This window comes from Ornatilinea apprima (genome assembly GCF_001306115.1).
Classification (GTDB): domain Bacteria; phylum Chloroflexota; class Anaerolineae; order Anaerolineales; family Anaerolineaceae; genus Ornatilinea; species Ornatilinea apprima.
Window position 1 is genome coordinate 33,612 of record NZ_LGCL01000031.1, and the last position, 13,794, is coordinate 47,405.

Sequence of the window (13,794 nt, forward strand, 5' to 3'; positions counted from 1 at the left end):
TAGGGGAGGAGAGATGAATTATGCGTCGCTGTCATCGCTGGCATAGAGCGCCAGAACTGGCTCATCCTGGTTGGCCCAGGTTTCATGCCCGCGCTCATCGTAGTAGATGGTAAGCTCTACGGTGTCACGCAGGAAGTTAATTTTTCCGATGTTGATACGCTTGATGGCTAAACCGGTACGGGCTTCCAGGTCGGCTTTCAATTCAGCGTGACGGTCGGGGCGGATCAGCTCAATTTTCTCGTAGACTACGCGCCGAGAGGTTTCGTAATTAAAGCCCCATTCCTTTTCTAAAACGAACATGATGGCGAGGATAGCCAGATTGGCGGTGATAAGCTGCGGCCACACATTGGCGTTGGCGCTGGCAAAGTTCATCACCGGTAGGGCGGCAATGATAAAGAGGTAGGTCATCTCGCGCACGGGGATGGGATCGGTGCGGTAGCGCAAGATGGAGAAAATGGCGAAGAGGCCGAAGCCAACCCCCACACCGATTTCGATACTGGTCATAAAACTTAACACGAAGAAAATCACCGTGTTGAAGGCCAGAAACGTGAAAACGTAGCGTTTATTGTGCGTGGAGGGGTAATAAATGAAGCGCACCAACATCAACGCGACGATAAAATTGAAACCAAAACCAAGTAAAAAATTTGTGAAGTTTTCCATGCTTAAAATCCTTGTGTCATTCTATTTAATAAGATTAATTTCGATTTGAGAGCGTTTTTCTTCAAATGATCGTAGAGAAGAGAAGCGCCGATCACATATTTGCTGAAACCCTGCGGATGTATTCTTTCGTCTTGCATGCGTGTCAAAAAGGGCGAGCGCGTGCTCCGGCTGTCCAGTTTGACCTCGGCAATCACGATGCCGTCCAGCCGGATTTCGTTGAATGCGTTTGAAAAGACGAGATTGGTATCGAGGGTAACCCGCTCGCAGCCGGTGTTGCTCACCAGGGTAACGCGCGTGAACGTGTTCCACACTTTGGGCTGCAGAGAGCGGCTGTCGAACGGAAGCACCGAATCCAGCCATTGTTCTGATTCTGGGGTCAGGTCGTCGAGGGGAGCGGGGGTGGAAATGCGGTCTTTGATGGTGCGATCCTTGCGCGTTTTGTGCTTGACCTCCAGGAAGGAGAGCTGAGAATCAACGTACTCACGGCTGCGGACCTTGAACCTGTCCGCGCGCCCGTTGACATGCAGGCGATAGAGATCAAAAGCGGGGGTGTCGAAATAGAGGGTACGGTAGTGGTTCAGACGCTGGCCTTGCACGGATAAAACGCGGTAGAGAGGGCGCAGCGCGGCCAGCAGGCTGTAGAGCCGGCCCATCGAAAAAACGAATTTGGTATCAATGCGGTTGAGCAGGGCGACCGAGTCCATTTCTTTCAGGGTGATCGGGGAGTAGGCATTCAACACCTGGTTAAGCCATTGAGTCGATGTGTAGGTTTGCAGAGAAGCGCCTGGCAGCGCCCAGGGCTGCAGGAGTTGGCGATCCTGTGTCTGCGTTTGGGTGGGGTTGGTTGTCCATAAGTTGTGGTTCATTGTTTGCCTCCATACGGCGTCTGAGCGCCTGAGTTGACCTGATGATACTTCCCGCCGGGAGAGAAGTGGTTTATTTTTTGTATAAATGAGAGATGCACTGCACAATCGGAGGTTAAAGAAAACGAGGAGCGTTGGTATCGCGCTCCTCGCTGGTGTTAAGCGGACTGGAATTAGCGCATGGGACGGTTCTCGACGCTGCCCACGGTGGTGACGGCGCTGGCGATGGAAAAACTGGCAACCTCTTCACCGGGTGTATACGTTCCGCCCTGGGTAATACCGTTTGCGGTCTCGCCGCTTACGCTTCCACCGCTGAAAAGGGTATAGGTTTCACCCTGTGCCAGGGCGGGCGAGGTGAAGACAAGCGATTGAAGCTGCTTCGTGGGTGTAAAGTCCAGCACGGACTGACCTGTGCTGTCTTGAATGTGGATCAATGTGCCCGCTGGGAGAGTGGTGTCGAAAAAAATCAGCACGGAGTTCAGGCTGGAAGAAGCGCTAGGGGCCTGCACCATGCCGGCGCTGCCGGCAGCCACCAACTGCCCGCCGGTGATATTGAACTCACCATCGTAATCGAGAGCGCCGTTCATCTGTTCGGTGGGGCCGTTGACGATAACCAGCCCGCCGGTCATCTCAATCGCGCCGTTGGCGTCCAGGCCATCGCCTTGCGCGTCAACAGTGATCGTTCCGCCGTGGATGTAGAGGTAGTAGCTGCCGGAATAATTGAAAGTATCGGCAAAAACCTGGCCCTGTGCGGGTTGCTGCCCGTCCGCAGGCAGAGCGCCTGGCCCGCCAGCAGGCCGCTGGGGGCGGCCGGGATTCGCGCCGGGGGTCATGCCCGAACCGTCCATGCCGCCAGCCACATTGATGCCGTCATCGCTGGCGGTAATTTGAATTGTGCCGTCGTTGATGGTGATGACCGCGCTTTCCAGACCCTCATACGATTCGGTTACGTTGATCTCGCCCGCGTTGATGGTGAGGGTCGTATCGGCGTGCATGGCGTCGTCACCGGCGGCGATGGCAAAGACGCCACCGTTAACCACCAGGTTGGCGTTGCTGTGCAGGGCGTCGTCGCTGGTTTGCAGGTAGAAAGTGCCGTCCTCAATCGTCAGATCCGCGGCAGATTTGAGACCTTTGGTGGATGGCGTTTCTTCCGCGGACAGAGCGGCTTCAGCTAGCTGGCTGGTGGTGATGTTGAAGTCGCCGCCCAGGATGCGCAGGCTGGACTGGGCCGTGACGGCATCGCCGTTGGACGTAATTTTGAAAGCGCCATCTTGAATAAGAATATAGCCTTTTGAGGCATCTTCTTCATTGTCGGCCTTCAGCCCGTCTCCCTGGGCGCTGATGGTGATATTGGCGTCTTTGATCACCAGGTAATCTTTGCCGCGAATGCCGTCATCCACAGCCTGGACGGTGATGGTGCCGCTCTCCAGAATGAGACCGTCTTTGCTGGCGATTCCGTCATTGTAAGAGGCAGTAACCGTCAGGCTGCCGCTGCCAGCGATGGTCAGGTCGGCTTTGCTGAAGAGGGCGGCATTGGGTTCGTCTTCCTCGGCGCTTTCAAAGACGTACTCGCTGCCATCGCTGATGGTGTTCTGGCTGTTCTCCGCCAGGATGATGACGGTTTTTTGCGCGTTTTGAATGTAGAGCGGCGCGCTGGTGGAACTGTGCAGGCTGGCGTTATCCAAAATCAGGCGCACGGTTTCTTCATCGTCTGTGTTTACAATCACCTGGCCGTCATCGAGCGTGCCGCTGAGGCGATAGGTTCCGGCGGCGCGGATGGTAAGGGTGCTGCCGTTCACCTCCACACCGGCTGCATCGGTGTCTATGCCGCTGCCGTTGAGGAATACCTGTATGACATCGGTGCTGTCCCAGATGGTGTCAGCGGGATCGTCGTGAGTTTCAGCCAGGGTGACTTGCTGCGCGGCTTCCGCTGAAGCCGCAGGGCTGGCTGGATCTGTTGTGCTGGCTTGCGCGCTCGCGGCTTCCCCGCTTTCCACGGTAGTTGTAGTTGTGGTTAACGCGGCCGCTGCCGGTGAGCAGGCCGCAAGGGAAAGAATGATTAACCCGATAAGTATTGTGTAAAGACTTTTTTTCATGGTGATCTCCATTTTAATTGATTCAGGCGAGAGTGTTCGCCCATGCGGTCAGGGTAAGGTTGCAAACCCTTCAGGGAGCGTGATTTCCTTGATTGTAGGCTGGAAAAGGAATGAGGGGGTTTATTTCTTGTATAGGTGATTCTGGAGGGATAGAATGTGTTGATAGACAAATTGCAGGTAGATACCGCTTTGGGGTGTCTGGAAAGATTGCTGGTTAAATCTGTAATGGGAAGCAATTATAGAAACTTTGAAGGGGTCAAGTTCCTATAGAGTAGCGAAAGGACTCTGTTTGTGAGTGATAGAGGATTTCTACTGTGCCGGGTCTGTTGGCTTCAGGCCAGGGTGAAGTGAATGGCGCTTTTCTTGGCAAGGTACATGGCCTGGTCAGCCGCTTTGAGCAGTGAATCGGCGTCCTGTCCGTTGCGCGGGAAAATGCTGATCCCGATTGCCGCGGTAACACAATGGGTCAGCGGGTCCACTTGATCGTGGATGACCTGAGCCAGTTTTTCGGCGATGAGGGTAGCGTCTTTCACCTGGTTAATCCCATTGAGGAGCACAACGAATTCATCTCCTCCAAAGCGCGCCACCGTATCGGTAGTGCGGACCTGCTCCGGCAGCAGGCGGGCGATTAATTTCAGGTAGCGGTCTCCCTGGTCGTGACCGGCCAGATCGTTGACCTGTTTGAAACCATTCAAGTCGATGAAGAGCAGCGCAAAAAGACCATCATCCCGCCTGGCGCGTAAAATGGCTTGTTCAATGCGATCGAGAAGCAGGTAGCGGTTGGCCAGCGAAGTGAGCGGGTCGTGGGTGGCCAGCCAGTGAAATTCCATTTCAGACCCTTTTAATTCATTGATCTCGCGGGTAATGCCCAGCAGCCCAATGATTTCGCCCTGGTCATTGCGCAAGGGAAGTTTTGTGGCTGAGGTCCAATTAGTCGCGCCTGTGGAACTTTTGCGGCTTTCGATAACCCCCATCATCGGCTGGCCTGTTTCCATCACCTGCAGGTCATCCTGCAAAGTTATTTGACCGAATTCCTCACCAAAAAGCTCGATATCGGTTTTTCCATATATTTCTTCTGGATTGGAGAAACCCAAGTCTAAAGCCATTTTGCGGCTGACCCGCCACAAACGGCATTGGCGGTCTTTAATGTAAATACTGTCCGCCGTATTCTCCATGAGGGTGGTTAAAATCCAGGAATCTGCGATGATCATTGTCAATCCCTATCAGCTTGTTGGGACGGTAAGTAACGCCAAACCAATTATACTCATTAACAATTGGTTAAATTTCGAAAATAGAGGAAAAAACCGAAAAAAGAAATGAAAATCCGAAAACTACCGAGGCTAATTTTCAGCCAATTTGGATGACAAAAACAGGTGGTTTGGATTGATTGGCGCGTGCTATAATTTTTAAGTTGTCGTTCTTTGTCAATGAGGATCAATTTTCCGTCAAGAATCGTGCTCATCTTAGGCGAAATTGAAACTCCATGTTTTGATTTGTCCACGAGAGAGAGTTCATCGTCGTTGATTGATTTTCGAGTGCATTACATCTTCGCGAACAGGAGGCATCGATTATGGCAGAACTTCAAACTAACCTGTGGGGGCATGTCTTCAAAAACCCCGTGATTCCTGCGGCGGGCCCCAATGTGGGCAGCGGAAGGATGGCCGCGCTCGCGGCGGAAGGCGGGGCGGGCGGTGTTTTGACCAAAACGATTTCTCGCGTTGCGGCTGAAGTGCCGCACCCCAACATGGTGCGCATAGGCAGAGACAGCCTGCTCAACACCGAGCTGTGGAGCGAGTTATCTCCGGAGGACTGGTTTGAACGAGAATATGACATCGCGCTGGCCGCCGCGCGCTCACACAACCTGCCCCTGATCGCCAGCATTGGCTATTCGGCGGAGGACCTGGTAGACCTGGGTCCGCGCCTGGAAGAAAAAGGGGTGGATCTGATAGAGTTCTCCATTCATTACCTGGATTCGGAACAGCTCACTCGCACTGCCAGCGCTTTGCGCAAAGCGGTTTCCATTCCGATTATTGCCAAACTTAGCCCGCATGCCGGCGACCTGGGTGAAATTGCCCGGCTGATCGACCCGTATGTGGACGGGTTTGCCTGCATCAACAGCTTTGGTCCTACCCTGGCGATTGATATTGAAAACCGCGCGCCCTTTTTAGGCTCGCGGTTTGGTTACGGGTGGCTGTCGGGGGCGGCGCTCAAACCGCTGGCCATGCGCTCGGTGTTTGAGGTGGCGCGGGTGAGCCAAAAACCGATTATCGGGGTGGGGGGTGTCTCGCGGGGTGAGGATGTGATTGAATTCTTGATGGCCGGGGCGGCAATGGTGGGGGTTTGCACGGCGGCCATTCTCAAAGGCCCAAGCGCGTATGGCAAGATCGCCGCGGAGGTGGATGCCTGGCTGGAAGCCCACGGCTATCAGAGCGTGGATGAGGTGAAAGGCCTGTACCTGGAGGCGATGCGCGCAGGGCAGGCGGTGGTTACCACGCTGGAAGAGACAGCCTGGGTGAATGAAAGCCGCTGCAAGGCCTGCTCGCTGTGCGAAAAAGTGTGCCAGTTTGACGCGCTGAAAGCGCCACTCAAAGAGATCGCCAAGGTGGATGTATCGAAGTGCGCGGCGTGCGGCCTGTGCGTTTCAGTGTGCCCGCATGGCGCGCTGGAGATGCGCCCGCGCTGATGAACCCGGAACAGACCGCATGCCTGGCCGGGGAAGCCTACGCCAGGGTCTCTGATGGCGATGGAAAACCCGTTATTTTGATTCACGGGCTGCCGTCTTCGCTGGACGAGTGGAATGATTTCTTCGACGACTTGAGCGGCGCGGGTTATAAGCCGATGGCGATGGATCTGCTGGGGCACGGCCGTTCGCACCGGCCTGTATCCGCGCGGTGCTACACGGTGGAGAATTTTAACGCGTTCTTCTGCCATTGGATGGATTCGCAGAAACTGGCTGGCCCTGTTACCCTTGTGGGCCACTCTTTTGGGGGACATTTGGCGCTGCGCTATGCGGCTGAACACCCGGATCGGGTTGAGCGGTTGGTGCTGATCAACCCGTTCCTGTCTTTTGACCAGATGACGTTGGTGAACCGGTTGGTTTTTCGCTTTCCATTGTTCGCGGCGGCGCTCTATTCGCGCGTGCCCGCGTTTCTCATTCGCTGTTTTGTGTGGCTGGGAAGTTTAGAGAACGGACGTTTTTTGCACTCTTCTTTGACCAAAGCGGATTTTGAAAGCATGCTGCTGGATTATCACCGCTGCTCGCCGCAGGTTGTGTATCTTCCCCTTTCGGTCTGGGACGAGGCAATTCCCTACCCGCAGATTCAAATGCCGGTGCTGCTGTTGTGGGGGGTGAAGGATATGACCTTGAAGGTTTCGTGGTTTGAGCGGGCGTCCAGGAAAATGCCTAATTGTCAAACCGCGCGGGTCGCTGGCGGTCATTATCCGCACCGGTCGAACTATGGCGAAGTGAAGCCGGTCATTTTTGATTTCTTGCAACGTAGTGCTTCGAGCGTTGAGGGATAAATTTCCGGCAATTTGCATCGCTGGTTATTGAATGGTTACCGAGCAGTCGTGAAACGTGTCGTTACCGGGGCCGCCAATGCAGATGGAAGAGCTGCCATTGCCAGTGATGTCATCGTTCCCCGCGCCGCCCAATATGCAATCGTCTCCTTTTTTGCCGCTGGTGATCATGTCGTCCAGAGGGCTGCCCAATATGAGCTCGTCGCGATTTTTGCCTTTGATCCTGCCTGAACCAACCAGAATAGTGGTCAGGTTTATGCTGGCGCATTGGGGTGGCTTTAATGCGTTGGCATTCACGCCGAAAGATTGGCTGGTGAGGTGAGATGGGGGAATGTAGTTTGCCGCGGCCGAGGCGGTGGACATCGATGTGAAAACCAGCCCCATTAGATGAAAGAATGCCAGAAATAAAAGTAATTTGCGGATCATAGGCTGTTCTTGGTGGTTACTTTCTTTATTTAGATCACTGCTGCCGCCGTGTCCTGCTCTTTAAAAAGTAGCGAGAGCTCTTCAGCGGGGGCGGGCCGTCCCAGCAGGTAGCCCTGGGCTTGCGGGCAAAGGTTGGTGCTCAAGAAGCTGAGTTGTTCTTCGGTCTCCACTCCCTCGGCGATGACGTTGATCCCCTGGTTGAGAGCCGCTGAGATCATGCGGTGGATGGTTTCGGCCTGGTGTGGATTGTTGACCTGCTCCAAGATGGAGCGGTCAATTTTAAGCGTGCTGACAGGCAATTGATCGGATTGAGGAATGGGGAAATGCCCCGAATAATCGTCAACCGCGATCTGGATGCCCAGCCTGTTCAGTTCCTGCAAATTACGGATCACTTTTTCGGGGTGCGCCAGGGCGCTGGCTTCTGGCACTTCCACCTGCAGGGCGCACGGGTCCAGACCGGCGAGTTGAAGGGCGTGGATGATGAGACGGTTGGGGGCTTGTTCCAACTGGCGCTGCGAGAGATTGACAGCCAGTTTGAGCGGCACGCCGGCTTCCTGCCAGATTTTAATCTGGTGGCAGGCTTCTTGAAGCATCCATTCACCGAGCATGTCGATCAGGCCGGTTTTCTCGGCGGCGCGAATGAATTCCTTCGCTGAGACCAGTCCGTTGTTGGGATGCTGCCAGCGTAAGAGCGCTTCTACCGCGGTGATCTTGCGATCTGTTAGCGAGACGATGGGCTGATAATAGACCTTAAACTCATTGCGTTCAAACGCTTTGAGCAATTCTCTTCTTTTTTGAATGGGTGAATGGAAGAAAGGCTCTGTCTCTTCCTCACGAGTGGAATAGCGGTAGAGGACCTGCCCGGATTGCACAAGGTACTCATGGCCGAAATTGCGCGCTGTGTGGATGATGAAGGTGTTTTCGCGGGCGGCGAGTTTGGCGAGGTCATCCATGGCAGCCAGGTTCACCTCGGGCATGGGGAGATTGAGAGTGGGTTCATCCGCGTCAACCAGAAGGGAATCGTATTTGACGCGAATCAGGGCGGCCTGGCTCTGGCGCGCGAGGTTGGAAAGAATCCACGCGAGCGAGAGCAATCCGATCACAGAAAGAAAAAATCCGGTCGCTGAAATGACCCGCAGCGGTAAGACCTGTGCCGATAAGCCCAAAAACTGCAGCGTGTTGGGTTCAACGCGCGGTTTTTGGAGCATTCCGGCTTGAATCGGATAGAGCGGCGTGGGGTTGGAAGGGTCCTGAAGCAGATAGAAGTGAAGTTTATCGAACTGAAAAACCAGTTGCGGTTGAAACTGGTCAGCCAGGCTGGCCCCGGCCAGGTTGCCGTGGATATCCACAAGCGGGACAATTTTCAACAGGTAGGTATACGGACGGACTTCGGTGAGGGTTTCATAGCTGTCGGTCATTGCCACCACCTGGCAAATATCCAGGTTCGCGGTGCTGGTGTAGGAGTTGCCGCTGAATGGCGTGGGCGGCTCGAGGGTCATTGTCCGCTGCCAGCCGCTGGCAGGGTCAATGATTTGAGCGGTGAGCTGGTGCGTGCCTGACAGGTTTTGCGCCTGGTCGCTTAAGATGTGGTAGCTAAATTGAAGATTGACCTGACAAGACAGGCGGGGGAAGAGCGGTTCGCCCGATTTGACAGACGCAGTGTCGTAAACTCCGATGGGAGCATCCGCGGCGTAAGAAAAAATCCCCGCGTGCTGGAAGAAGACATTCTCCTGGACTGTGCGCAGCCGTGGATGGGAAAAGGCAAAGAAGCCAATCACCAGCGCGGTGAAGAAGAGCATGCCCAAAACAAATATGGAGCCTTCAATGATTCCACTGAGGCGCCGGGCATGCTGGTCGGTATCTGGTTGGGTGGGCGGTTTGCTCTGAAATCGAAACCGGCCGGATATTTTTTGCCGCAGGGCATTAAAACTCAAATTCCGGGCGCCCGCTGACCCGTTATGGGGCGCAAAACTGACTTGAATGTCTTTTAGCGCCCCGGCGAGCGAGCTCTTGAAATTCTTTGATTTGTGGTTGCTTTGATTCAGCTCAGAAGCCATGAAAAGTCCTCCAATTCCCCCTACGATCAGCGCCATTACGGCAGGACGGCGAATTCCCTCCACGACGTTGCCAGCGCGGGGGATGTGAATCCATAATTTGCCGGTGATTTCTTTTGTGTTGGGTTGATAAGAATCGTTCCAATCGTTGTTGTCGCCTTTGAAGATGAAGCGGTCCAGGTTTTGAGCGGTGATGCGGTGAAACACAAAGCGGCCCAGGTTAGGGTCGCGATAGGCGGCGGCATCTCCGACCTGATAGCCTGTTGAGCGGCGGACAATGACCAGATCGCCGGTGTGAAATCCGGGTTCCATGCTGGAGCCCTGGATGATCACATAATCGGTTTGCCCCCCGGCGGCGGATGGCGCGAAAAACACCCAGGCCAGCAAAGCCAGGATTAGGGCCGAGCCGGAAAGGAAGTTGATCATCCATGCGCGATAGACGTTCATTGTGCGCGGTTTTGCCTTTTTTTGAATCAGGCCTGCTTTGATGAGGAAGCTTCGAAGCGGGGAGCAGGCCTGATGTTGGTGGTCAGCGCGCCGGCTGGTTTCGGCGAGTGGCAGGAAGAGCCGGCGCTGATGAATGCCTGACGTTGGCGGCGGCTTTAATTGGCCGCGATGACGCGCAGGCTGACGGCTGCTTCAACGGTGGTGGCAGCGGGAAGTGTGCACGTCCAGGTGCTGGCAGACAGGGTGCAGTCTGCAAACGTGGTGCCGTTGACGCTGGCTTTGACGGTGGTAGCGGCTTCATTGAGGCTGAATGAAACCGAATCGATGATGCCAGGGTTGGCGGCGTTTAAGTTGTAAACAATGTTGGAAACTGTGTAGCCGCTGATGACGCCGGTTCCATCACCGGCGCGGGTACCTGGCACAGTGTTGGCCGCCGCGAAAGCGTAGGTGAACCCTGACAGCGCCAGGGCAACCAGAACAATGAGCAGTGTTTTGAAAACCCGTTTGGACAGCATGAATTCTCCTTTGATCAACTAGACGCCCGGCTCGCGTGAATGCCGGGGTGGCACAGTTGGGCTGCCGGACCCCCTGGCAGCTCAGTATGTTGGCTTTCAATGGGATTGAATGGTTGGTATGCGTGGCAAAACGCTCTTGAAAATTGCCCCCTCCTTTCATAAAATTTGCATAAAAAACGCGTAAAAACGCCTTTTCTTTGTTGCATACTTCATGCCGATTCAAGACTCGAATGAAAAAACTCGTCCTTAACAGCGCGTTTTTTGAGGGTGACGCTAGGGAAACCAATGCCTGGCTTGAGAAAGGGCTTTTGCGATGAAGGTTCACCTGGCCGTAAAAACCCGGATAGTTTTTCAGGTTTACCAGACCCACTTAGATGGCTCTGACCACTTCGCTGGCTTCGGCGATGGCGTCGATCACGTGCCGCGGGCGGGGATTTCTTCGCACTGACCGTTTTGCTCAACTACGACGTAATCGGCTTTGCGGCTGATTGCCGGGTTGTAAGGCTGTTACATGAGGGGAGGTCTCCCTCTTTATAGCCAGCGTTTAGAGGGTGATGAAAACTGCTGGTGGAACGGAGCGGCCTGTTAAAAAGAATCAGCCGTGATCAAGAAAACCACGGCTGGCTAGACACAAACAGAATTGGACTACTTGACTTTCACATTGATGTTGACTGTGCAGTAGACAACCCCGCTCCCTTTCAGCACCCACTGGGCTGACTGGGAACCGGTGCCGGTATTGGCAACCATATCGACGATGAAGGTAACCGATTTACCCGGCTCAACGTTACTTTCCAGGTCGAGAATATCTACACGTTTCTGGAACTTGGCGCCGCTCTGATAGAGAAAGTCAGTATTGCTGCTTTCCCAGGTTTTGGTACCGGTGTTCTTTAGCGTGACTTTCAAATCAAAATCTTCGCCGCTGTTCATTTCCCGGCCGCTCGCCGGGTCCAGGGAGGTAATGGAACACTGCCACTCAGATTGGGTGGGAGTGAGGGTGGGCAGTGCGACGGTGCTGGTGGGCAGAACCGGAATAGCGGTTGGCACGGGGGTATTCGTGGCGGTAGCGGTTGGCTCTGGGGTGTTGGTGGGCGGCGTAGTGGGAGTGGCCGACGGATTGAGGAACGCCTCTTGAGTCATGGTCTGCATGGCCGCCATTACCGCTTCGGTCTGGATGACCGATACCGTGCTGGCGATGGCTGCCGAGTCTACGGTGGGCTCGGGGGTGGGGGTGGCCTGCGCGCAGCCTGCCAGCACAAGCATAGATGCCAGCAATGCCAGCTGAAGAATCTTTTGGGTTTGTTGTTTCATTTTTTGATCTCCTATTGCTTCACTCATCGTGAACTATACAGGCAATTATAACTACATAAGTTGACGTTTGAGGAGGATGAACTTCAAAGGTGAGGGTGAAACTGGTCAAGTGGACAGGTGGCGATTGGAACTCACCCAGAAACGAGATGGTGATGGGGACACATTCTTAATGATTTTCGGTCCTGCTCAATTTTCCAATTGGTGAATTTTATCCAGACGCTGTTGGTGGCGTCCGCCCTCATAATCGGTGGAAAGCCAGATGCGTACAATCTCTTCCGCTACAGCCGGGCCAATCACCAGCGCGCCCATGCAAAGCACGTTGGTGTTATTGTGCTGTCGCGAAAGGCGGGCAACGTACGAGTCCTGGCACAAGACGGCACGGATGCCCTTGACCTTGTTGGCGGTGATGCTCATGCCCACCCCAGACGCGCAAATGGCAATCCCGCGGTCAGCGCCGCCAGCCGCGACCATTTCCGCGACCGCCCGCCCGTAGTCGGGATAATCCACGCGCTCCGGGCCCTGGGTACCCAGGTCAACCACCTCCATGCCCAGGTCTGTCAGCACTTTTTTGACAATTTCCTTCAAATCAACCGCTTTGTGATCGCACCCGATAGCTATTTTCATGCGTTTGCTCCTGATCCTTCAATATTGATAAACTTGCCCCTAATCATAAACCACTTTTGCATTGTTGGCCTGAATGTGTTTTTGAAATTTGGCTTTTGTCATTCGCAACTATGCTGGCAAGCATCCACAAATTTTTATTGGATGTTTGGATTGGGTGTTCGTAATTCAATCCTTGTCGCCGGGGAGCATTCCCCGCCTCTGGCTGCGCAGTGATCACGGCGGTAGAAGACGGCATTCTGGTGGTATTGACCGGAAAGCCGGTTGGAAGACATTCAAAGGCTTTACCAAATGGTCTCAGTCGAGTGTTTGAACCAATAACCCTGGCCAGCTCACAATTGTATCGGGCTGGCCAGGGTGACATTGTTGAACAGGGTGCTTGTCGCTGTGGGAGGGAGGCGCGCGTCAGTTCTGCTGCGCCTGGAGCAGGGCATTCTCTACAGCTTTGAGGTAGGCTTTAGAGGTGAGGGTGGCCCCGCTGATGGTGTCCACCTGCAGTGACTGCGCCTGGATGACGCGGTCATACAGCATTTGAGCGTCGGTATTCTCGCTGCCGGGGTCTGTGCTGGCGGCCAATTGGATGCTGGTGACCTTTCCGTTGGTTACGGTAACATCACATTCATTGGCGCGCCAGCGGTACATTCCGCCGGGATACACGCCATGGTATGTGCCATCATCCAGCTGGTTGAAGTTAACTGCGTCGAGGGAAAGGTTGGCGGCTTCCCGGTGCTCTTTGGAGATGAGTGACCAGCCTACCCCTCCACCAACCGCGACCAAGACCACCAGCGCAAAAAATCCAATCAAGCAGCCGGTGCCTTTGCGTTTCTTTTTGTCCTTCGCGTTCATTCCAACATTTCCTTTTTATATTTCTACCCGTTTTGTGCCTGAACAAGGGCGTTCTCAATCCCCTTGAGGTAGGCTTTTGAGGTGAGGGTAGCGCCGCTGATGGTGTCTACCTGCAGCGACTGCGCCTGAATGACGCGGTCGTACAACATTTGGGCGCCGGCTCTCTCTTTATCGGGGTCCATGCTGCCGGTGAGTTGAATATCCGCTACCTTTCCGGCAGATACGGTAACTTGGCATTGATTGGCGCGCCATTTGTACATGCCGCCTTCATAAGCGCCCTGGTATGTGCCTTCTGCCAGGGTGCTGAAATCGATGACCTTGAGCGGCAGGTTTCTGGCTTCGTGGTGTTCTTTTTCCAGGTGCGACCAGCCAATACGTCCGGCAATGCCCAACGCGGCCACGATAACCATTGCAATGATCCAACCTAACATTTTGATAT

General features: G+C 54.5%; 13 protein-coding genes. 2 read left to right on the forward strand and 11 right to left on the reverse strand.

Translation table 11 applies throughout. The features are described from left to right. Positions 1 to 18: 18 nt before the first annotated feature. From ADN00_RS13490 to ADN00_RS13505, 4 genes are all read right to left on the reverse strand, one after another. On the reverse strand, positions 19 to 660 hold the full coding sequence (locus tag ADN00_RS13490) for a DUF4956 domain-containing protein (RefSeq protein ID WP_075063520.1): 642 nt from the start codon (positions 658 to 660) through the stop codon (positions 19 to 21). Between the two features lie 2 nt (positions 661 to 662). After that, the gene (locus tag ADN00_RS13495; protein ID WP_082390137.1) at positions 663 to 1,526 is read right to left on the reverse strand and encodes a polyphosphate polymerase domain-containing protein; all 864 of its coding nucleotides are present in this window, start codon (positions 1,524 to 1,526) and stop codon (positions 663 to 665) included. 170 nt (positions 1,527 to 1,696) lie between these two features. Continuing rightward, a complete protein-coding gene (locus ADN00_RS13500) occupies positions 1,697 to 3,619 on the reverse strand; it encodes a carbohydrate-binding domain-containing protein (protein WP_075063521.1) in 1,923 nt (640 codons plus the stop codon). A 332-nt stretch (positions 3,620 to 3,951) separates the two neighbouring features. Continuing rightward, positions 3,952 to 4,830 (reverse strand): diguanylate cyclase domain-containing protein, encoded by an 879-nt coding sequence (locus ADN00_RS13505; RefSeq protein ID WP_075063522.1) that lies wholly within the window; start codon positions 4,828 to 4,830, stop codon positions 3,952 to 3,954. 359 nt (positions 4,831 to 5,189) lie between these two features. On the opposite strand from ADN00_RS13505, the gene ADN00_RS13510 reads away from it, so the two are divergent. Further along, the gene (locus ADN00_RS13510; RefSeq protein WP_075063523.1) at positions 5,190 to 6,302 is read left to right on the forward strand and encodes a 4Fe-4S binding protein; all 1,113 of its coding nucleotides are present in this window, start codon (positions 5,190 to 5,192) and stop codon (positions 6,300 to 6,302) included. Further along, positions 6,302 to 7,141, forward strand: coding sequence for an alpha/beta fold hydrolase (locus ADN00_RS13515; protein ID WP_075063524.1), 840 nt, complete (start codon positions 6,302 to 6,304; stop codon positions 7,139 to 7,141). Before ADN00_RS13510 ends, ADN00_RS13515 begins: the two co-directional genes overlap by 1 nt. A 24-nt stretch (positions 7,142 to 7,165) precedes the next feature. Here the strand turns inward: ADN00_RS13515 and ADN00_RS13520 are convergent, their stop codons facing one another. The 7 genes from ADN00_RS13520 to ADN00_RS13550 all read right to left on the reverse strand — a co-directional run bounded on the left by ADN00_RS13520 (position 7,166) and on the right by ADN00_RS13550 (position 13,786). After that, on the reverse strand, positions 7,166 to 7,564 hold the full coding sequence (locus ADN00_RS13520; protein WP_075063525.1) for a calcium-binding protein: 399 nt from the start codon (positions 7,562 to 7,564) through the stop codon (positions 7,166 to 7,168). Between the two features lie 29 nt (positions 7,565 to 7,593). Further along, positions 7,594 to 10,065 (reverse strand): signal peptidase I, encoded by a 2,472-nt coding sequence (locus ADN00_RS13525; RefSeq protein ID WP_075063526.1) that lies wholly within the window; start codon positions 10,063 to 10,065, stop codon positions 7,594 to 7,596. 155 nt (positions 10,066 to 10,220) lie between these two features. Next, positions 10,221 to 10,580: a hypothetical protein gene (locus tag ADN00_RS13530; protein ID WP_075063527.1), complete on the reverse strand. Its 360-nt coding sequence runs from the start codon at positions 10,578 to 10,580 to the stop codon at positions 10,221 to 10,223. A gap of 645 nt (positions 10,581 to 11,225) precedes the next feature. Then, the gene (locus ADN00_RS13535) at positions 11,226 to 11,888 is read right to left on the reverse strand and encodes an NBR1-Ig-like domain-containing protein (RefSeq protein ID WP_075063528.1); all 663 of its coding nucleotides are present in this window, start codon (positions 11,886 to 11,888) and stop codon (positions 11,226 to 11,228) included. 186 nt (positions 11,889 to 12,074) lie between these two features. Then, entirely contained in the window at positions 12,075 to 12,512 is a 438-nt protein-coding gene (gene rpiB / locus ADN00_RS13540) for a ribose 5-phosphate isomerase B (RefSeq protein ID WP_075063529.1), read from the reverse strand. Between the two features lie 402 nt (positions 12,513 to 12,914). Continuing rightward, a complete protein-coding gene (locus ADN00_RS13545; protein WP_075063530.1) occupies positions 12,915 to 13,355 on the reverse strand; it encodes an FMN-binding protein in 441 nt (146 codons plus the stop codon). 23 nt (positions 13,356 to 13,378) lie between these two features. Continuing rightward, entirely contained in the window at positions 13,379 to 13,786 is a 408-nt protein-coding gene (locus ADN00_RS13550; protein WP_075063531.1) for an FMN-binding protein, read from the reverse strand. Positions 13,787 to 13,794 lie beyond the last annotated feature (8 nt).

Coding starts and splice junctions, on each gene's coding strand:
- ADN00_RS13500 (WP_075063521.1), bottom strand. CDS start 3,619: ATGAAAAAAAGTCTTTACACAATACTTATCGGGTTAATCATTCTTTCC.
- ADN00_RS13535 (WP_075063528.1), bottom strand. CDS start 11,888: ATGAAACAACAAACCCAAAAGATTCTTCAGCTGGCATTGCTGGCATCT.
- ADN00_RS13490 (WP_075063520.1), bottom strand. CDS start 660: ATGGAAAACTTCACAAATTTTTTACTTGGTTTTGGTTTCAATTTTATC.
- ADN00_RS13530 (WP_075063527.1), bottom strand. CDS start 10,580: ATGCTGTCCAAACGGGTTTTCAAAACACTGCTCATTGTTCTGGTTGCC.
- ADN00_RS13520 (WP_075063525.1), bottom strand. CDS start 7,564: ATGATCCGCAAATTACTTTTATTTCTGGCATTCTTTCATCTAATGGGG.
- ADN00_RS13515 (WP_075063524.1), top strand. CDS start 6,302: ATGAACCCGGAACAGACCGCATGCCTGGCCGGGGAAGCCTACGCCAGG.
- ADN00_RS13495 (WP_082390137.1), bottom strand. CDS start 1,526: ATGAACCACAACTTATGGACAACCAACCCCACCCAAACGCAGACACAG.
- rpiB (WP_075063529.1), bottom strand. CDS start 12,512: ATGAAAATAGCTATCGGGTGCGATCACAAAGCGGTTGATTTGAAGGAA.
- ADN00_RS13525 (WP_075063526.1), bottom strand. CDS start 10,065: ATGAACGTCTATCGCGCATGGATGATCAACTTCCTTTCCGGCTCGGCC.
- ADN00_RS13510 (WP_075063523.1), top strand. CDS start 5,190: ATGGCAGAACTTCAAACTAACCTGTGGGGGCATGTCTTCAAAAACCCC.
- ADN00_RS13505 (WP_075063522.1), bottom strand. CDS start 4,830: ATGATCATCGCAGATTCCTGGATTTTAACCACCCTCATGGAGAATACG.
- ADN00_RS13550 (WP_075063531.1), bottom strand. CDS start 13,786: ATGTTAGGTTGGATCATTGCAATGGTTATCGTGGCCGCGTTGGGCATT.
- ADN00_RS13545 (WP_075063530.1), bottom strand. CDS start 13,355: ATGAACGCGAAGGACAAAAAGAAACGCAAAGGCACCGGCTGCTTGATT.